The organism is Streptomyces harbinensis (genome assembly GCF_900116145.1).
Taxonomy (GTDB): domain Bacteria; phylum Actinomycetota; class Actinomycetes; order Streptomycetales; family Streptomycetaceae; genus Streptomyces; species Streptomyces carpaticus.
Genome location: NZ_FPAB01000002.1, coordinates 609,713 through 629,203 on the forward strand (window position 1 = coordinate 609,713; position 19,491 = coordinate 629,203).

General features: G+C 75.3%; 11 protein-coding genes. All 11 read right to left on the minus strand.

Going from position 1 to position 19,491, the window contains the following annotated elements; all coding sequences use genetic code 11:
* Window positions 1-18: 18 nt before the first annotated feature.
* The 11 genes from BM385_RS07055 to BM385_RS07105 are packed head-to-tail and all read right to left on the minus strand — an operon-like array spanning window position 19 to window position 19,487.
* Complete coding sequence (locus tag BM385_RS07055; RefSeq protein ID WP_093842485.1) at window positions 19-1,302, minus strand: SGNH/GDSL hydrolase family protein; 1,284 nt, start codon at window positions 1,300-1,302, stop codon at window positions 19-21.
* Window positions 1,299-2,669, minus strand: a complete 1,371-nt coding sequence (locus tag BM385_RS07060; protein ID WP_093842486.1) for an SGNH/GDSL hydrolase family protein — start codon at window positions 2,667-2,669, stop codon at window positions 1,299-1,301. The genes BM385_RS07055 and BM385_RS07060 overlap by 4 nt, the downstream gene beginning before the upstream one ends.
* On the minus strand, window positions 2,666-4,273 hold the full coding sequence (locus tag BM385_RS07065) for a GMC family oxidoreductase (RefSeq protein ID WP_093842487.1): 1,608 nt from the start codon (window positions 4,271-4,273) through the stop codon (window positions 2,666-2,668). Before BM385_RS07065 ends, BM385_RS07060 begins: the two co-directional genes overlap by 4 nt.
* On the minus strand, window positions 4,266-5,039 hold the full coding sequence (locus tag BM385_RS07070; RefSeq protein WP_093842488.1) for a 4'-phosphopantetheinyl transferase family protein: 774 nt from the start codon (window positions 5,037-5,039) through the stop codon (window positions 4,266-4,268). Before BM385_RS07070 ends, BM385_RS07065 begins: the two co-directional genes overlap by 8 nt.
* A complete protein-coding gene (locus BM385_RS07075) occupies window positions 5,036-5,800 on the minus strand; it encodes a thioesterase II family protein (protein WP_019435430.1) in 765 nt (254 codons plus the stop codon). The genes BM385_RS07070 and BM385_RS07075 overlap by 4 nt, the downstream gene beginning before the upstream one ends.
* 1 nt (window position 5,801) lies before the next feature.
* On the minus strand, window positions 5,802-6,782 hold the full coding sequence (locus BM385_RS07080) for a R2-like ligand-binding oxidase (protein WP_093842489.1): 981 nt from the start codon (window positions 6,780-6,782) through the stop codon (window positions 5,802-5,804).
* A gap of 32 nt (window positions 6,783-6,814) precedes the next feature.
* Complete coding sequence (locus BM385_RS07085) at window positions 6,815-7,855, minus strand: HAD-IIIC family phosphatase (protein ID WP_093842490.1); 1,041 nt, start codon at window positions 7,853-7,855, stop codon at window positions 6,815-6,817.
* Window positions 7,852-8,991: an acyl-CoA dehydrogenase family protein gene (locus BM385_RS07090; RefSeq protein ID WP_093842491.1), complete on the minus strand. Its 1,140-nt coding sequence runs from the start codon at window positions 8,989-8,991 to the stop codon at window positions 7,852-7,854. The genes BM385_RS07085 and BM385_RS07090 overlap by 4 nt, the downstream gene beginning before the upstream one ends.
* Window positions 8,988-9,254, minus strand: coding sequence for an acyl carrier protein (locus tag BM385_RS07095; protein ID WP_019435426.1), 267 nt, complete (start codon window positions 9,252-9,254; stop codon window positions 8,988-8,990). Before BM385_RS07095 ends, BM385_RS07090 begins: the two co-directional genes overlap by 4 nt.
* Before the next feature lie 46 nt (window positions 9,255-9,300).
* Window positions 9,301-10,152, minus strand: a complete 852-nt coding sequence (locus tag BM385_RS07100; protein ID WP_175542931.1) for a 3-hydroxyacyl-CoA dehydrogenase family protein — start codon at window positions 10,150-10,152, stop codon at window positions 9,301-9,303.
* Window positions 10,149-19,487 (minus strand): type I polyketide synthase, encoded by a 9,339-nt coding sequence (locus BM385_RS07105; protein ID WP_175542932.1) that lies wholly within the window; start codon window positions 19,485-19,487, stop codon window positions 10,149-10,151. The genes BM385_RS07100 and BM385_RS07105 overlap by 4 nt, the downstream gene beginning before the upstream one ends.
* Window positions 19,488-19,491: the final 4 nt, after the last annotated feature.

A 19,491-nucleotide genomic window follows, 5' to 3' on the forward strand; every position in this document is an offset into this window, starting at 1 on the left:
TGCTGCGGACTTCCGCACTCAGCCGAGGGTGCAGTCCTCCCGTTCGCTCAGGGCGCCCCTCACCTGCGGTCCTGTCGACAGGCAGCTCAGATCGACGGCCTCGGCGAGCGCGCGGTAGCCGGCGTCGTTCGGATGCAGTCCGTCACCGGAGGCGTAGGCCGGGTTCAGCCGCACCGGGTCGGCGGCGTCCCGCCACACCACGTCCGCGTCGAGGATGCCGTCGAAGCCGCTCTCGTCGCGGATCCAGGCGTTGAGGGTCTGCCGCATGGCCTCGCCCTCCGCGGTCCACTCGGCGGCGTCGCGGAACGGCGGCAGGGTGGCGCCGATGATGCGCAGCCCGTGGTCGTGCGCGCGGTCGATGATGGTCCGGTACGCGTCGATGACCTCCTCGGCGGTGGGCGCCTCGTCGGGGAAGTAGGCGGCGCCCAGGATGTCGTTGAGCCCTTCGAGCCAGATGACGTCCCGCACCCCGGGCTGGGTGAGCACGTCCTGGTCGAAGCGGCCGAGCGCGCCGACGCTGCCGTACTCGGTGTCGTTGACGACCTGGTTGGCGCCGATCCCGGTGTTCAGGACGCCGACCTCGCCGCCGAGCCGGCGGGCCAGCACGCTCGGGTAGGAGCGGGCGGCGTCCAGGGTGGAGCCGACGCCGTCGGTGAGGGAGTCGCCGAATGCGACCACGGAGCCGGGGTCGCCGTCGGTGGCGACCTCCAGGCCGCTGACGAAGAAGAACGAGGTGATGGTGTCCGGGAACTGCGCCGCCGTCACCTTCTCCCGGTGGTCGCCCGGTTCCGACAGGTGGACGGTGCGGTTGGCGAGCCGGTGCCAGGTGGTGGGGCCGGTCGGCCCGGCGACGTAGAGGCTGGCGATCACGTCCGTGTCGGGGCGCACCGCGAAGGCGACCGGGTCGCTGGTGACCTCCTCGCCCGCCGGGACGGTGACCGAGGCGGCGCCGCCGAAGGTGACGTCGGTGCTGGAGCCGGGCGCGATGCCGCCGGTGCCGCGCGGCCGGGCCACCGACAGCGCGTCCACGGTGAGCGGCCCCGTGCCGTACACATTGGACAGCCGGACCCGGATCTGCTCCCCGCCGGTGCTGGCCCGCAGCGGCTGGCGGATCGTCCGGTTCTCGAAGCCCTCGGCGGAGATCCCGGCGGCGAACGGGACGGTGGGCGCGGCGGACCAGCTGCCGGTCCAGCCTGCGGCCGAGGCTTCCGGCCGGTCGGCGGCGGCGTGCGCTGCGGTGGCCGCCGGCGCCAGCAGGGCGGCCAGGGCGAGGACGAGGGGTGCGGCTCCGCGGATTCTCATGGACGGTCTCCGGTGTGCTGGATGGACGGGGGAGTGCAGTCCCTGCGCTCCCCGGCGGTCGGTGCGGGGCCGGTGGCCCCGGGCCCGGCGGACAGGCAGCCGAGGTCGATCGCTTCGGCCAGCGCGGCGTACCCGGCGTCGTTCGGGTGCAGCCGGTCGCCGGTGTCGTAGACGGGGTTGAGCGCCGAGGGGTCGGCCGGGTCGCGCCACAGCCGGTCCAGGTCGATGACCCCGTCGAAGCCGCTCTCCTCCCGGATCCAGGTATTGAGCGTCTGCCGCATCGCCTCGCGTTCCTCGGTGAACTCCGGCACCCCGCGGAACGGGCCGAGCGTCCCGCCGATGATCCGCAGCCCCCGGGCGTGGGCCCGGTCGGTCAGCTCCTGGTAGGCGGCGATGACCTCGCCGGCGGTGGGCGCCTCGTCGGGGAAGTAGTGGGCGCCGAGGATGTCGTTGATGCCCTGGATGAACAGCACGTCGCGCACCCCGGGTTGGTCCAGCACGTCGCGGTCGAAGCGGCCGAGCGCGCCGATACTGCCGTACACGGTGTCGTTGACGACCTGGTTGGCGCCGATGCCGGCGTTGAGCACGCCGACCTCGCCGCCGAGCCGGCGGGCCAGCACGCTCGGGTAGGAGCGGGCGGCGTCCCGGGTGGAGCCGACGCCGTCGGTGTGCGAGGCGCCGATCGCCACCACGGTGCCCGGGTCGCCGTCGGTGGCGACATCGAGACCGGTGACGAAGAAGTACGAGTCGAGGGTGGTCGGGAACGCGGCGGCGGTCGGGTCCTCGCGGCGGTCGCCGGAGCCGGGGGCCGAGACGTACACCGTGCGGTTGGCGAGCCGGTGCCAGGTGGTGGGCCCGGTCGGTGCGCCCACGTGCAGACTGGCGATCACATCGGTGTCCGGGCGCACCCGGAACGCCACCGGGTCGCTGAGCACCTCCTCGCCCGCCGGGACGGTGACCGAGGTGGCGCCGCCGAAGGTGACACCGGTGCTGGAGCCCGGCCGGATGCCGCCGGGCCCCCGGGGCAGGGCGAGCGACAGCGCGTCCGCGGTGAGCGGCCCGGTGCCGTACACGTTGGACAGCCGCAGCCGCACCCACTCGCCGCCGCGGGTCGCCCGCAGCGGCTGCCGGATCGTCTGGTCCGCGAACCCCTCGGCCGAGGGGCCGCTGCTGTGCGGCAGGGTGGGCGCCGTCGCCCAGCTGCCCGCCCACGATCCGCCGGGCCCCGGCGGCGGTCCGCCGGCCTGCGCCGTACCCGCCGTCAGCGGGGCGAGCAGCGTGGCGAGCAGGGCGCCGGTCAGCGACGCGGCCCGTAACCGGCGTAATCCTGTGGTGCGCCCGGGGCCCACCCGGCGGGTGCGGCTCATGGGGCGGTCTCCATTTCCCGGCGCCGCACCGGGCGGCTGCCGATGAGGTCGGCGGCGCGCAGCCCGACCACGATGGCCGGTGCGCAGGTGTGGCCCCGGATGATCTGCGGGATGACCGAGGCGTCCGCGATCCGCAGCCCCTCCACGCCGCGCACCCGCAGCTCCGGGTCGACGACCGAGGCCGGGTCGCGGCCCATCCGGCAGGTGGCCACCGGGTGGTACAGGGAGTGCGAGCAGGACTCGACCACGGCGTCCGGGTCCGCCGCCGCACCGGCCGGCTGGAGGTTCCCGCCCGCGTACCGGGCCAGCGACGGGGCGGCCAGCACCTTCTCGATCCAGCGGGCGCCGGCGGTCAGCGCCGCCCGGTCCGCGCCCCGCCGGTCGCTCAGATAGCGCGGGTCGATCAGCGGCGCCTCGGCCGGATCGGGCGAGTTCAGCCGCACCTCGCCCCGGCTGTGCGGCTGGAGCAGCACCGCACCCACTGAGAACGCGTGCCCCTCGCCCAGCGTCAGCCCCTCCTCCAGGTAGGGGCCGGGCGCGAACAGCAGCTCCAGATCCGGCAGCGCCAGCGACGGATCGCTGCGCGCGAAGGTGTACGCCTCGCCGAGGTTGGAGGTCAGCTTCCCGCGCCGGTACCGCCCGTAGCGCACCATCTCGCGCGCCGAGGCCGCGTCGAACAGGCTGATCGGCTCCCGGCTGGCCACCACCCGCATCGTCACCAGATGGTCGGCCAGATTCCGCCCCACCTCGGGCCGGTTGGCCAGCACCGGGATACCGAACCGCCGCAGCTCGCGGGCCGGGCCGATCCCCGACAGCTTCAGCAGCTGCGGGGTGTTGACGGCGCCGCCGCACAGCACCACCTCCGCCCGCGCCCCCGAGGCGACCAGCCGGCCCCCGTGCAGATACTCCACCCCGCTCGCCCGCCGCCCGGTGAACAGCACCCGGCGGGCCGCGGCCCCGGTGCGCACCGTCAGATTGGTCCGGCCGGCCGCCGGGCGCAGAAAGGCGTCGGCGGTGCTGAACCGGGCCCCCTCGCGCTGCGTCACCGCCGTGCGACCGCCGCGCTCGGCCGTCGCGTACCCGTCCACCGACACCTCGGTCAGCCCCGCCTCCTGGGCCGCCGCCAGGAACGCCGCCGTGAGCGGATTCGGGTCGCGCTGCATCCGCACCGGCATCGGCCCGCCCCCGGTACGGCGCCCGGCCGCCAGCGGATCCTCCCGGTCCTCCAGCGCGTCGAAGCACCGGGTGACGGCCCGCCGGCCCCACTCCGGACCCGCCAGCCGCTCCCAGGCGTCGTAGTCCTCCGGGAAGCCGCGCACCCACATCATGGCGTTGACCGAGGACGAGCCGCCCAGGGTGCGCCCGGCCGGCCAGTAGATCTCCCGCCCGCCGAGACCGCGCTGCGGCACGGTGCGCCGCGCCCAGTCGAACGGGCCGCCGAACAGCGACAGATAGGCCGCCGGCACCCGGATCGACGGGTCGCTGTCGGCCGGCCCCGCCTCCAGGAGCAGCACGCTGCGGGCCGGATCGGCGCTCAGCCGCTCCGCCAGGGGCGCCCCCGAGGCCCCCGCCCCGACGATGATGTAGTCGAACGAGTCATCCATGGTGCGACAAACCTTCCGGTCGGGTCGCGGGCGCCGCGCCGGGCGTCCACGACCAGGTGCGCAGCAGGGTCAGCGGCCCGCGTACGGTCACCGCGCCCGCGTAGCCGGCGGGCAGATCCAGCCGCCGCATCCGCCACGCCGCGCGGTGCCGCCCGCCCTCGAAGACCGCGGCGTCGGCGGTGGCTTCGGCGAACCGCACCTCGAAGCGGTCCAGCGGATGCGCCAGGCCCAGGCCCAGCGCCTTCACATAGCTCTCCTTGCAGGTCCAGTACGCCCAGAACGGCGCCCGGTCACCGGCGCGGGCCGCCGCCCGTACCGCCGCCGCCTCCGCCGGCGCGAACCACCGCTCGGCCAGGGCCGTGCGGTCCTGGCCGGTGATCCGCTCGATGTCCACCCCGACCGGGCCCGGCGCCGCCAGCGCCAGCAGCGCGGCGCCCCGGGTGTGCGAGAGGTTGAACGCCAGGCCCGCGTTCTCCACGTACGGCTTGCCGTACCGTCCCGCGCTGAACCGCAGCGCGGCCGGGTCGCGGTCCAGATAGCGGCCGAGGATGTCCCGCAGCGCGGTCCTGGCCACGGTGAACGCGAGGCGGTCCCGCTCGGTGGCCATCCGCGCCGCCCGGGCCCGTTCCCCGGCGTCCAGCAGCGGCGCGGGACCGGCCGCGCCGGCGCCCGGCTCCGGCAGCCGGATGTGCCACACATCCACCGTCCCCGCCGCCATACCCGTCCGGTACGGGGCACGGGCCGCCGTCGCCGCCGCGCCGCTCACCGGACCTCCTCCAGCGCCGCGCCGATCGGCTCCAGCACGGAGGCCGGGTTCTCGTACGGGAAGAAGTGGCCGCCGGGCACCACCCGCAGCCGGAACCCGGCACTGGTGTGCCCCGCCCACGGCCGTACCCAGCGCACCGGCACATTGCTGTCCAGCGATCCGGCGAACGCCGTCAGCGGCACCGGCAGCGGCGGTTCCTCCTCGTAGGGGTGGGTGAGGTTGACCGCGATGTCCGCGCGCAGCAGCGGCACCATCATCTCGGTGAACGCCGGCCTGGTCAGGATGTGTTCGGGGATGCCGCCCAGCGAGTGCAGAAAGCGCAGGAAGTCCGGCGCGGGCAGCTCGTGCACCGGCGGGCCCGGGGCCCGCACCTCGGGCGCCACCCGCCCCGACACGAACAGCGCCACCGGCAGCGGGGCGCCGCGCCGCCGCAGTTCCCGGGTGAAGGCGTAGGCCAGCAGCGCGCCCATGCTGTGCCCGAACACCGCGAACGGGCCGGTGAGATGCGGCAGCAGCACCTCGGCCGCCGCGTTCACCACCGTGCGCGCGTCCCGCAGCGGCGGCTCCCGGAACCGGTTCTCGCGGCCGGGCGGCTGCACCGGGCACAGCACCGTGCCCGGCGGCAGCCGGCCCTCCCACACCTGGAAGACCGAGGCCCCGGCACCGGCGTGCGGGAAGCACACCAGCGGCAGCGCCCCCTGGGGCGGCGGGCCAGCCGGCAGCCAGTCGGCGGCGCGGCCCACCGAGGTGGTGGCGTCCACGTCAGCCCGCCACCACGCTCTCGCCGGAGACCGCCAGCGCCCGGCGTTCCTCGTCCGCGATCTCCTCCTCCAGGTCCTCCGAGACGGTGTCGAGCCGCAGCCCGCCCGCCGTCTCCGACAGCGCCGACTCGATCGCGTGCAGCCGCCGTCCCGCGCACTCGGTGGCGTACTCCAGCAGATCGCGCATCACCAGACCGAACAGATCGGCCGGGTAGTCGCGGGTGGCGTGCTGGATCTGCCGGATGGCGTGCGGCAGCAGCTCCCGCATCCGCCGGGTGACGACCTGCCAGTTGTCCGGGTCGGCGGCCACCAGCCGGCGGCAGGTGTAGGTGCCCCACGCCATGTGCCGCCGCTCGTCGTCCCGGATGCGGGAGATCATCTGCCGCATGCCGGGGAAGATGTTCAGCTCGGTGCAGATCCGGGTCCAGGCGAAGTACCCGGTCAGCGCCAGCACGCCCTCCACCACGTGGTTGTAGGTGACCGACGCCCGCACCTGGTTCCGCGGGGTCGGGTCGTGCCGCAGCCGGTCCAGCGACTCCGGCAGCGCGTCGAAGAAGATCCGCCGGTAGCCGGGGTTGTCGGCGACCAGGCCGTTCAGGTCCTCGTGCAGCCCCACCGCGTCCAGCCACATCCGGAAGACCTCGGTGTGCTTGGCCTCCTCGTAGCAGAACTGGGTCAGATACATCTCGTCCGCCAGCCGTCCCTCGTGCGACATGGCGGCCATGAACGGCTGGAGGTCGTGGGTGACGGCCTCCTCGCCCGCCAGGAACATCGCGCACAGGCCGGTGAACGCCTCGCGCGACACGTCGTCGAGCCGCGCCCAGTCCTCGGCGTCGCGGGAGAAATCCAGATCGGCCGGGTTCCACGCCTTCGCGTGGCCCTTGCGGAACAGCCGCAGCGGCAGACTGTCGAAGTCCAGCCCGCCCCGGGCCAGCGCCGAGAAGTCCTTGCGCTGGGGCTGCGGTACGTCGTGCGCGGTCATGGTGGCTCCTTCCAGCCGGGAGAGGGACGGGGTCAGCCGCCGATGCGGAGGTCGAGGTACGGGGGCGGCTGCGGCACCTCGGCGTCGGGCGCGGTGAGCACCAGCGCGTCCCCGGTACGGCCGGTCTCCTCGAAGCCGGCGAACCGGTAGGTCACGTACATCACCCGGTTGCGGTCGGTGGGCACGAAGGCGGCCGTCAGCCGCGCCCCGTTCTCCCGCGCCAGCCGCATCACGTGGTGCAGCAGCACGGTGCCCACGCCCCGGTTCATCACCCGGCAGGACATCAGCAGCAGCTTCAGCCGCCACTCGGGCCCGGCCGTCTCCACCAGGGCGAGCCCGATCCGGCCGTAACTGCCGAACCGGTCCTCCAGACCGGCCATCAGCAGCAGATGGTCCTCGGACGCCGACAGCGCCTCCAGCTCCTCGTAGGAGTAGGTGGCACCGGTGGAGTTGAGCTGATTGGTGCGCACCGTCAGCTCCTCCGCCCGCTGGAGGTCGCTCACCTGCGCGCGGTCGATGGTGAAGACCATGCCGAGGGTGGACAGGAACTCCTCGCCCGCGCCCTCGAAGCTCTCCTCCGCCCGCACCCGGGCCTCGCTGCTGCGGTACATCTCCCGGCGGCGGGCGGCGTCCTCGGTGCGGAAGCGCGGGGTGAACTCCGGGCGGCCGGGCAGCTCGGCCACCGTGTCCGCGTGCACGCACAGCACTTGGGGGTGGGCGAACGCCACCTCCTCCAGCTCGAAGGGCTGGTCGTCGATGAACGCCAGCGCGTCGATCCCGATGTTGAGGGACTTGGCGACCGCCTCCACCGACACCGACTTCGGGCCCCAGGTGATCTGCGGGGCCAGGAAGTACTCGGCGATACCCAGCTCCGTCAGCCGCCGCATCGCCACCTCGTGGTCGTTGCGGCTGGCGACGGAGAGCAGGATGCCCCGCTCGTCCAGCGCCCGCAGCGTCTCCAGCACCCCGGGACGCAGACGCACCTCCCCGTCCTCCAGCAGCACCCCGTCCCACACCGTGTGGTCCAGATCCCACACCAGGCATTTGACGCGGCCCCGGCCGTCCCCGGTCATGACGCTCCCCCTTCCGGTGTCCGCGGGCGCCCGGCGCCGGCGGCGGTCAGCGCGTGCTGCGCGATGAGAATTTCCTGGATCTGGGAGCTGCCCTCGATGATCTCCATGATCTTGGCGTCCCGGAACAGCCGGTTCGCCGGATGCCCGTCGGAGCAGCCCACCGCGCCGTGGATCTGCACCGCGTCGGTGGCGGCCCGCATCGCGGCGGTCGAGGCGAAGTACTTGGCGGCGCAGGTGGCCATCAGGGTCGCCGGATCGCCGGCGTCCTTGAGCGCCCCCGCGTCCCGGCACAGCGCGCGGGCCGCCCGCAGATCCACCGCCATGCGGGTGATCAGCCGCTGGATCAGCTGGTGTTCGCCCAGCAGCGCCCCGCCCTGGCGGCGCCCGGCCGCGTGCCGGACGCTGCCCTCCAGGGCCGCCGCGATGATGCCGGTGGAGCCGGCGGCCACCGAGTGCCGGCCGATGTCCAGCACCCCGGTGGCGATCGCGGTCCCCATGCCCTCGGCGCCCAGCAGCGCCGCCGCCGGCAGCCGGGCCCCTTCGAAGCGGACCTCGGCGGTCAGCGCGGCCCGGGTGCCCAGCAGCCCCCGCACCGGGGTACGGGAGACGCCCGGCGCGCCGGCCTCCACCAGGAACGCGCTGACCCCGCGCCCGGTGCGGGCGAACACCAGGAACACCTCCGCGCGTTCACCGCCGGTCACCCACTTCTTGTGCCCGTCCAGCAGCCAGCCGCCGCCCGGCGCGGGCCGGGCGGACGCCTCCACGGCGGTGAAGTCCGAGCCGGCCGCGCTCTCCGTCAGACAGAACGCGCCCAGCGCCGTCCCCGCCGTCAGCGGCTCCAGCCACCGCTCGCGCAGCGCGTCCGCACCCCAGCGGTCCACCGCGTACAGGGCCATGCTGTGCACTGTCAGCAGGCTGCGCAGCGACGAGCAGCCGCGGCCGATCTCCTCGTGCAGCGCCGCGAACTCCACCATGGAGCCGGTGCGCACCGCACCCCACCAGCCGTGCTCCGCGACCGAGCCGAGCAGCCACTCGGGGATGGCCTCGTCCCGGTCGAACGCGTCGGCGTGCGGGATCAGTTCGGTGTCGACGAAGGCACGGGCACCGGCCGTGCCGGGGGGCGCGGCCGTGCTCACGCCTCACCGACCGAGGCGGCGTCCGGCGTGCGCAGCCGCCCGACCAGGGCCGACATGGCCGACACGGTACGGAAGTTGTCCAGGGACATCTCCTCGTTGGGGATCCGCAGCCCGAACTCCTTCTCCAGGAACATCACCAGCTCCATGGCGAACAGGGAGTTGACGAAGCCCAGGGTGAAGATGTCCACGTCGTCGTCGAGTTCGACACCCGGGAAGCGGCTGAGCACGAAGTCCCGGATGGTGCGGCCGGTCTGGTCCGACATTCCGTCTCCTTGAGCAGATAGCGATGAGCGGGGTGGATGGCAGGGGTCAGGCGGCGTCGGCGTAACGGAAGAAGCCCTCGCCGGACTTGCGGCCGTGCAGGCCCGCGTCGACCATCCGCTGGAGCAGCGGGCACGGCCGGTACTTGCTGTCCTGGAAGTTCTCGTAGAGCACGTCGATGCTGTAGAGGATCGTGTCCAGGCCGATCAGGTCGGCGGTGGCCAGCGGGCCCATGGTGTGGCCGAAGCACTCGGTGAAGATCCGGTCCACCTGCTCGGCCGTCGCCACCCCGTCGGCCACCAGGAACACGGCCTCGTTGATGGTGAGCATCAGCACCCGGTTGGACACGAAGCCGGGGGAGTCGTTGACCAGCACCCCGCTCTTGCCGACGCTCGCCAGGAGGGCCTGCGCGGTGTCGATGGTCTGCTGCGAGGTGTGCCAGCCCTTGATGACCTCCACGGTGCCCTTCATCGGCACCGGGTTCATGAAGTGCATGCCCAGCACCCGGTCGGGCCGCCCCGTCCTGGCGGCCACCTTGGTGATGGGGATCGCCGAGGTGTTCACCGCGAACACCGTCTCCGGCCGGCACACCGCGTCCAGCCGCGGGTACAGCTCCCGCTTGAGCTCCCAGTTCTCGGTGATGTTCTCCACCAGGAACTCCACCTCGCCCAGCTCCGCCACATCGGTGGAGTACGTCACCCGGCGGGTCATGTCCGCCCGCTGCGGCCCGGTGGCGCCCAGCAGCGCGCCGAACCGCTCGTACCGCTCGATCTCCGCCCGCGCCCGGTCCAGCGCCTCCTTGCTGCGGTCGGTGAGCACCACCTCGTGGCCGTGCTCGGTCAGGTTCTGGGTGAGCCCGGTGCCCATGACCCCGGCACCCACCACTCCGACACGTGTCATACCGATGCCCCTCTCAGCGTTGCGGGTTTGGTTGCGGCCGGCGCCTGGGCGGCGCTGTCGGCCGATCGGGCCAGGCGGACCACCTCGCGGACGGTCGGCGCCTCGTACAGCACATGCGGCGGCAGCCACGGGCACTCCAGTGCCGCCCGCATCCGGTGCACCAGGTCGACGCCCAGCAGCGAGTTGCCGCCCAGTTCGAAGAAGTCGTCGTCGGCGCCGACCCCGTCGACCCCCAGCACCCGGCCCCACAGCTCGGCCACCGCGCTCTCCTCGCCCTCGGCCGGCTCCGCGTAAGCGACCGCCAGTTCGGGGCGCGGGTGCCGGGCGCCCGGGGAGTCCCCGGCCCGGCCGGCCAGCTGGGCCAGATCCAGCCCGGCGGTGATCGCGGCCAGTTCGCCGATGTCCTGCGAGCAGACCACGACCTGCGGGTCCTCGCCGTCCAGCACCTTCAGCAGGGCCTGCCAGCCCTCGTCGAAGGTGATGCCGATCCGTTCCCGGTTGGCCCGCAGGAAGGCGGTGGTCGACTCGTCGAAACCGGCCAGCGCCATGTCCCAGGCGTTCCAGCGCCACTCGCCCCAGTCGATCGTCACCACCCGCGGCCCGCCGGACGTGTTGGCGGCGGCACCGGCGTGCGCGCCCAGCGCCGCGTTCGCCGCGCAGTAGTCCGCCTGGCCGGGACCACCGCCGGTGACGGCGGCCGTCGAGGAGAACAGCACCAGGAACTCCACCTGTTCGCGGGCCAGCCGCTCGCGCAGCACCTGCGCGCCGGCCAGCTTGGGACGCAGCACCGCCGTGGCCTCCTCGGCGGTTTTGAACTGCATGACGCCAAGACCCGGTACACCGGCGGCGTGCAGGACGCCGTCCAGCCGGCCGAAGCGCTCCAGCGTGGCGTCCACCGCCCGGTCCACCGCGCCGGGGTCGGCGGCGTCCATCGCCACCACCAGCACCTGCGCGCCCGCCCGCTCCAGACCGCGCACCAGCTCGATCCGGCGCACCGTCTCCGCGTCGGTGCCGGGATCGGCGGTCAGCCGGTCCCAGTCGGCCCGGTCCGGCAGTTCGGAGCGGCCGGCCAGTACCAGGCGGGCCCGTACCGAGGACGCCAGCCGCTCGGCCATCGCCCCGCCGATACCGCCGAGGCCACCGGTGATCAGATAGACGCCCTCCTCCCGCAGCACCGCGCCCGGCTCGGGCGCCGGACGGGACGGCAGCGGGCTGTGCGCGGTGGTCCAGCGGCGCCGGCCGCGCAGCGCCAGCTGCCGCTCGCCGGGCAGCGGGGGCTCCCCGGTCAGCTCGGGCAGCAGCCGGCCGGCCAGCGTGCCGGCCGCCTTCTTGCCGCGCGGCGCGATGACGTCGATGTGCCGCACGTCCAGGCCCGGGTACTCCAGCGGGGCCACCTTGCACGGGCCGGTCACCGTCGCCTTGGCCGGATCGACCGGCTCGCCGCCGGTGACGTCGCACGCCCCGGCCGTGATCACCGCGATCCCCCGCGGCGCCGCGGCGCCCGCCCCGCCGGCCGCCTGGAGCAGCGCGAGCAGCGAGTGGAACGCGGACCGGGCGCGGTCGGTGCCGGTGAGCGTGCCGGGCACCGGGTCCACCCCCCACAGATGCGCCACCCGCAGCGGCCCCGGGTCCTCGGCGTGCAGCACCGCCAGCAGTTCGCTCCACTGCCCGGCGTCGGCCGCGTCCAGGGTGAACGCGTCCGGCGCGGTCCTGGTGAGCGTGCTGCCCGGGGCGCCCGGGGTGGCCAGCACGGTGGTGGCCCCCGCCGTCCGCAGCCGGGAGGCGAGCGCCGGGGCGAGCCCGGCCGCGTCCGCCAGCAGCAGCCAGCGCCCGTCGGCCCCGGCCGCCGCGCGCGGCGGCAGCTGGCGCCAGCCCGGCACCGCGAGCCACTGGTCGGCGGGGAGTTTGGGCAGCGCCGCCAGCCGGTTGCCCGGGGTGCCGCCCGGGGCCGCCTGCGGGCGGGAGGCGCCCAGCGGGCGGTCGGGCGTGTCGATCCAGTACCGGGAGCGCTGGAACGGATACGTGGGCAGCGGCACCCGGTTGCGTATCTCACCGTCGTGGTAGGCGTCCCAGTCCACCACCGTGCCCAGCACCCAGGCCCGGGCGAGCGCGCCGTGCACGGCGGTGACCGCCTGATGCCGGCGGGCCCGGCCGGGGAGCACCCGGACCACGGTGCCGGACGCGTCCTCCGTGGACTCCGCCTCCGCCGCCGGGTCCGGGCCCAGCACCAGCAGCAACCGGTCCGGGTCGGCGGGCGGTTCACCGGCCGCGGTGTCCTCCGCCAGCAGCAGCCGCGCCCAGTGAGCGGGATCGGCGGCGGTCGCGGCGTCCGGCGCCGCCCCGGGCAGCCGGGGAGCGCTCAGGGCGACCTTGGCACGGATCCAGGACGTCAGCGCCCCGGCCCCGTCCCCGCCGGCCTCCCCGGCGGCGATCCCGGCGTGCTCGGCCAGCAGAGCGAGCGCGTCCTGAAGGGACATCACCCCGGCCACCACGGCCGCCGTCAGCCCGCCGACCCCCTGGCCGCGCACCGTGTCGGGGCGCAGCCCCCACCCGGCGAACAGGGCGGCCAGCGCGTACTGCGCGGTGAACACCGCCGCCGCCTCCACCCCCGGCGCGGCCGGCTCGTCGGCCGCCCCGGTGATCAGCTCCAGCACATCGGTGCCCAGCAGCGGGCGCAGCACCTCCCGGCAGCCGTCCACGGCGGTGCGGAACGCCTCCTCGGTGCGGTACAGACCGGCCGCCGCGCCCGGGTACCAGGCGGCGGCACCGGGGAAGTGGTAGCCGACCGGACGTTCCCGCAGCCGCTCGCGCCGCTGGTACCCGTCGTCCGCGCCGTTCTCCAGCGCCCGCAGCGCGTCCTCGGTGCCGCGCACCACCAGGGCGCGCCGCTCGTCGAACCGCTGCCGGCCCACCTGGAGGGTGAACGCCACGTCCGCCAGCGGCAGCCGCGGGTTGCGGCGCAGATGACGGGCCAGCTCGCGCCCGGCCGCGTCCAGCGCCTCCCGGCTGCGTGCCGACAGGGTGAGCACCTGGACGTCGCGGCCCGGGGAGCCGGCCCGCTGCGGCGGCGCCTCCTGGAGCACGACGTGCACATTGGTGCCGCCCATCCCCAGCGAGTTGATGCCCGCGATCCGGGGCCGGCCGGCGGGCGACTCCCACGGGGTCAGCTCGGTGGTGACCCGGAACGGGCCGTTCTCGAAGTCGATCTCGGGGTTGGGGGTGGTGTAGTGCAGGCTCGGCGGCAACTGCCGGTGCTGAAGGGCGAGCACGGTCTTGATCAGCCCGGTGGCGCCCGCCGCCCGGTCCAGGTGCCCGAGGTTGGTCTTCACCGACCCGACCCGGCAGTTGCCCGCCGGGGCGCCGGCGAAGGCCCGGCCGAGCGCCGACATCTCGATCGGGTCGCCCAGTTCGGTGGCGGTGCCGTGCGCCTCGACGTAGCTCACCTCCGCCGGGTGCACCCCGGCGTCGGTCAGCGCCCGGCTGATCACCTCGGCCTGGCCGCGCACGCTGGGCGCGGTGAAGCCGACCTTCAGCGAACCGTCGTTGTTGACGGCCGAGCCCCGGATGACGGCCGCCACCGGGTCGCCGTCGGCCAGCGCCCGCGACAGCCGCTTCAGCAGCACCACCGCCGAGCCGTCACCGAAGATCGAGCCCCGGGCGGCGGCGTCGAAGGTCCGCACATGCCCGTCGGGGGACTCCATGCCGCCCTCCTGGAACACATGGCCCACCCGATCCGGCACCCGGACCGACACCCCGCCCGCCAGCGCCATGTCGCACTCGCCGGCCAGCAGGGCGCGGGCCGCCAGATGAGTGGCCACCAGGGAGGTCGAGCAGAAGGTCTGCACCCCCAGCGAGGGGCCGGACAGATTGAACCGGTAGGAGACGTTGGTGGTCAGCGCGTCCTTGTCGTTGCTGATGACCACTTGGTACTCGTTGACGGACGCGGCCGTCTCCGGGTCCTCGTAGAGCTTGCGGATGTAGGTGGAGATGTTGGCGCCGCCGTACACCGCCACCGAGCGCGGCCGGTCGCCGTCGCCGTATCCGGCGCTCTCCAGCGCCTCCCAGCAGCACTCCAGGAAGAGCCGTTGCTGCGGGTCGAGCAGCCGGGCCTCGCGCGGGTTGTAGCCGAAGAACTCCGCGTCGAACATGGCCACGTCGTCCAGCACCGGGCGGGCCCGTACGTAGTCGGGGCGGGCCGCCTGCTCGGCGGGCACCCCGGCGGCGACCAGTTCCTCCTCGGTGAAGAACGAGATGGTCTCCTCGCCGTCCCGCAGCACCTGCCAGAACCGCTCCAGGTCCGCCGCGCCGGGGAAGCGGCCGGCCATCCCGATGATGGCGATCGCGTCGTCGTCGGCCGGGTTGGCAGCGGCCGGCGCGGCCTGCGGCGCGGGGGCCGGGGCCGGGACCGCGGTCACCGCGGGTGCGGCGGGCGCGGCCGGTACGGGGACCGGTGCGGGCACCGGGGCGGCGGCCGGCGGTGCGGGGGCGGGCGTGCCGCCCGCGCCCCGCTCCCGCAGATAGGCCGCCATGGCGCCGATGGTCGGCGCCTCGAAGAGCGCCACCGCCGGGAGCGTCAGCCCGAACTCCTTGCCGATGGAGTTCATCAGCTGCATCCCGATCAGCGAATTGCCGCCCAGGTCGAAGAAGTTGTCGTGCGTGCCGACCTCGGTGCTGCCCAGCGCGACGCGCCACTGCGCGGCCAGCCGCCGTTCGATGTCCGCGCCGTCCGCGGTCGCCTCCGCGCCCGGCCGGGCGAACGGGTCCGCACCGCCCGGCACCGGCGCGGCGGCCGGGGCGGCGGTCTGCTGGGCGCCGCCCGTCCAGGCCGCCAGCCGGGCCGCCAGGTCGCCCTGGGCGACCACCAGCACGTCGGCGGTGCCCAGTACCCGGTCGAGGACGGCGAGCCCCTGGGCGGGCGTGAACGAAAACCGGTTGAGGGAGTCGCCGATCCCGCCCGTGCCCGGCCCGTCCACGGTGGAGCGCCAGGTGTCCCAGGCGATGGCCTGCCAGCCCGGCCGCCCCAGCGCACGCATTCGCTGCGCGAACCGGTCGAGGAAGGCGTTGGCCGCCGCGTACGCGCTGAACCCGAGGCCGCCGAGCACCGCCGACATCGACGACATCAACAGGACGAAGTCCGGCCGCTCGCCCTCCAGCGCCTCGGCCAGCGCGGTGGTGCCGCGCACCTTCGCGTCGAAGTGCGCCGCCACCTGGGCGTCCGTCAGCCCGGCGATCGGCGCGAACACCTCCGCGTCGGTCAGCCCGGCCGCGTGCACCACGCCGGTCAGCGCGCCGAACGCGGACCGCCCCTCCTCGATCGCCACCCGCAGCGCCGCCGGATCGGCCGCGTCGGCGGCCCGCACCAGCACCCGCGCGCCGCGCCGCTCCAGGTCCAGCACCCCGCGCACCCGCCGGGTCACGGCGGTCTGCGGTCCGTCCAGCAGCGCCTCCCACTCGGCGCGCGGCGGCAGGCCCGAGCGGCCGGTGAGCACCAGGCCGATACCCGGCGCCCGCTCCGCGAGATGTCCGGCGATGACCAGGCCGAGCGAGCCGAGCCCACCGGTGATCAGGACGGCGCCGTCCGCGCGCGGTGTCACCGGCGGGCCGGCCGGCGCCGGGGCCGGGCGGTGGCGCAGCACGGAGCGCTCCCCGTCCCGGACGGCCACCATGGTCTCGGCGCCGGTGCGGGCGAGTTCGGCGGCGACCTCGGCCGCCTGCCGCCCGGCCGCGCCGGGGTCCCCGGCCGGGGCCAGGTCGAGCAGCCGGCAGGACCAGCCCGGGTACTCCTGCGGCAGGGTCAGCGCCGGCCCGGTCAGCGTCGCCTTGCCGGCGTCGGCCGGCTCCCCCGCGCGCACCGCCTGCGCCCCGTCGGTGACGACCAGCCACCGCACCGGCTCGCGCACCCGGTCCGCCAGGGCGGCGGCGGCCCGGAGGACCGCGGTGAAGCCCAGCTCCTGGGCCCGCTCGGGCGCGGGCGGAGTGTCCCCGGTGAGCGACCACAGCTGCACCACGGTGCGCGGCAGCTGCTCCGGCGGCAGTTCGGTGAGCAGCCGGGCGTGGTCCCCGGCGTCACCGGGCCGCACCGTGTACCGGCCGTCGCCGGTGCGCGCGAACGCCGGGCCCTCGGTGACCAGGACGCTCGGTCCGCTCTCCCGCAGCAGTTCCGCCAGCCGTTCGCCGGTGCCGAGCCGGTCGGCGTAGATCAGGAACGGGCCGGCGGGCGCCGCCGCGGTGCCGCTGTCCGGCTCCCACACCGGGGCCCACACCCCGGGCTCCGGGGGAGCGGAGCCGGCGGCGGGCGGCGACTGCGGCGCCGTGGGCGCGACGGGCTCCGGCCACAGCCGCTGGTGCGCGAACGGATAGCCGTCCAGGGTCACCACCCGGCCGCTGTCCCCGCCCGGCGCGAACTCCACCGGCACCCCGCGCTCCCACAGCCGGGCGAGCGTCGCGGCCACCAGCGCCCCCGGGCCCCGCCGGTCGGCGGCGCCGGGCAGTGTCGGCAGCGCGGTCAGCTCGCCCGCCGTGCCCTCGGCGGTCGCGATCTGGGTGGCGAAGCTGGCCAGCTGTCCCGGGCCGGCCTCCAGCAGCACCCGCGGCCGGCCGTCCGCCAGCCGCCGCACGCCCTCCGCGAACCGGACCGTGCCGCACAGATGCCGCGCCCAGTACCCCGGGTCGCGGGCCTCCTCCTCGGTGATCCAGTCGCCCGTCACATTGGAGACATAGGGCACCCGGGGGGCGTGGCGCGGCAACGAAGCGACCAGCGCCTCCAGTTCGGCGGCCCGCTCGGCCAGCAGCGGATGGTGCATCGCCCGGTCGGTCCCGATCCGCATGAAGGCCACCCGCTCGGCGCGCAGCCGCTCCTCGAAGGCCGCCACCGCGTCCACCGGGCCGCTCACCACACAGGTCAGCGGTCCGTTGGTGGCCGCGAGCAGCACGCCCGGGGTCAGCAGCGGCGTCAGCCGCTCGGGGGCCAGCGCCACCGTCGTCATCGCGCCCGGCTCGGCACCGGCCACCAGCCGCGCCCGCCGGATCACCAGCAGCAGCGCGTCCGGCAGCGAGAACACCCCGGCCAGGCACGCCGCCACGTACTCGCCCAGGCTGTAGCCCAGCAGCGCGGCCGGGGTCACCCCGTGCGCCCGCCACAGCGCGGCGCAGGCGTAGTCCACCGCGAACACCGCCGCGTGCCCGACATCCAGCCGGGTGTGCAGCGGTGAGTCCGCGTCCGCCCCGGCCCGCGCCGCCGCCGGTCCGAACGCCCCGGTCGGTGCCTCCTCCACCGCGCCCGCCGGGTACAGCACCTCCCGCAGATCCAGGCCCAGTTCCGCCTCGGCCGCCGCGGCGCACGCGTCGAAGGCCGCGCGGAACTCCGGCCGGCTCTCGTACAGTTCCCGGCCGGTGCCCACCCGCAGCTCGCCGGTGCCCGGCAGCAGCAGCGTCACCGGCGCCCCGGGCCCGCCCGGCGGTACGGCGTGCACGGTGCCGCCGTCCGCCAGCCGCCGCAGCGCGGTGGCCAGTCCGGCGGCGTCCGCGCCGCTCACCGCGGCCCGCTGTTCCAGCACACTGCGGCCGGTGCGCAGCGTGAACGCCACATCGTCCGTCCGGGGCGCGTCCCCGGCGCTCAGCCGCTCGGCCAGCTCCCCGGCCATGGTCCGCACCGCCTCCGGGGTGCGGCCCGACAGCGGCAGCACCCGGCTGCCGGCCGGTACCGGCGCGCGCTCCGGGCGCGGCGCCTGGGCCAGCACCACATGGCTGTTGGTGCCGGACCAGCCGAAGGAACTCACGCCCGCGACGCGCGGCCCGCTCCGGCGCGGCCAGTCGGTGAGCCGGTCCGGCAGCAGGGTGGGGCAGCCGTCCCAGTCGATCGCCGGGCTGGGCTCGCTGTGGTGCAGGTTGCGGGGTATCCGCCCGTGCTCCAGCGCCAGCACCGTCTTGATCAGCCCGGCCATCCCGGCCGCGCCCGTCAGATGGCCGACGTTGGTCTTCACCGCGCCGACCACCAGCGGCCGGTCCTCCTCGCGGCCGGGGCCGAACACCTCGTGCAGCCCGGTCATCTCGATGGAGTCGCCCAGCAGGGTGCCCGACCCGTGCGCCTCCACGAAGTCCACGTCGTCCGGGGTCAGTCCGGCGTCCGCGAGCGCCGCCCGGATCACCGCCCGCTGCGCCGTGCCGTTGGGCGCGGTCAGACCGTTGCTGGTGCCGTCCTGGTTGACGGCCGAACCCTTGATCACCGCCAGCACCCGGTGGCCGCGCGCCGTCGCCTCGCTCAGCCGCTCCAGGACGACCACGCCGCAGCCCTCGCCCATCAGGAACCCGTCGGCGGCGGCGTCGAAGGTCTTGCAGCGGCCGTCCCGGGCGAGCATCCGCATCTTGGAGCCCTGCCGGTAGGTGTCCGGGTGCAGGATCGCGCTGACCCCGCCCACCAGCGCCAGCTCGCTCTCGCCCGTCCGCACACTGCGCGCCGCCAGGTGCAGCGCCACCAGCGAGGAGGAGCAGGCGGTGTCCAGCAGCAGCGCCGGGCCGCGCAGGTCCAGCAGGTACGACAGCCGGCCCGCCACCACGCTGGAGGCGGTGCCCAGGCCCAGGTACGGGTCGTCCAGCACCTCGGGGCCGCCGCGTTCGCGCTGGAGCGAGGCGTACTGGTTGCCGGGCATCATCCCGACGAACACGCCGGTGGTGCTGCCCCGCAGCCGGTCCGGCGCGCAGCCCGCGTCCTGGAGCGCCTGCCAGGCCACCTCCAGCAGCATCCGCTGTTGCGGGTCCATGCGCAGCGCCTCGCGCGGCGAGATGCCGAAGAAGGCCGGGTCGAAGCCCGCGAGATCGTCGACGAAGGCGCCCCGGGTGGTGTACGCGCTGCCCGGCGCGTCCGGGTCCTCCGCATACCGGGCGTACGCGTCCCAGCGGTCCGCCGGGACATCGGCGGACGCGTCGTAGCCCTGGGACAGCAACTCCCAGAACAGCTCCGGGCTGTTGGCGCCGCCCGGGAAGCGGCAGGCCATGCCGACGACGCACACCGGGTCGTCGTCGTCCGCCGCCGGTGCTGCCGCGAGGGGCCCGGCAGCGGCGGCCGGAGCCGGGGCGGCCGGCACCAGATGCGCCACCAGCGCGTCGATGGTGGGGTGGTCGTACAGCGCGGTCGGGGCCAGCTGGAGCCCGAACCGGTCCGCCAGCTCCCCGGACAGGCTCACCGCGTCGGTCGAGTTGACGCCGTAGACATCGAACGGGGTGCCGGTGTCGATCTCCTCCGGCTCCACTCCGCTCGTCTCCGCGACCCGGCCCGCCAGCCAGGCACGCAGCGCCCCGGCGGGGGCGGGTACGGATGTTCCGCTGTCGTCGCTCATGGCT

Coding starts and splice junctions, on each gene's coding strand:
- BM385_RS07055 (WP_093842485.1), bottom strand. CDS start 1,302: ATGAGAATCCGCGGAGCCGCACCCCTCGTCCTCGCCCTGGCCGCCCTG.
- BM385_RS07060 (WP_093842486.1), bottom strand. CDS start 2,669: ATGAGCCGCACCCGCCGGGTGGGCCCCGGGCGCACCACAGGATTACGC.
- BM385_RS07065 (WP_093842487.1), bottom strand. CDS start 4,273: ATGGATGACTCGTTCGACTACATCATCGTCGGGGCGGGGGCCTCGGGG.
- BM385_RS07080 (WP_093842489.1), bottom strand. CDS start 6,782: ATGACCGCGCACGACGTACCGCAGCCCCAGCGCAAGGACTTCTCGGCG.
- BM385_RS07085 (WP_093842490.1), bottom strand. CDS start 7,855: ATGACCGGGGACGGCCGGGGCCGCGTCAAATGCCTGGTGTGGGATCTG.
- BM385_RS07095 (WP_019435426.1), bottom strand. CDS start 9,254: ATGTCGGACCAGACCGGCCGCACCATCCGGGACTTCGTGCTCAGCCGC.
- BM385_RS07100 (WP_175542931.1), bottom strand. CDS start 10,152: ATGACACGTGTCGGAGTGGTGGGTGCCGGGGTCATGGGCACCGGGCTC.
- BM385_RS07105 (WP_175542932.1), bottom strand. CDS start 19,487: ATGAGCGACGACAGCGGAACATCCGTACCCGCCCCCGCCGGGGCGCTG.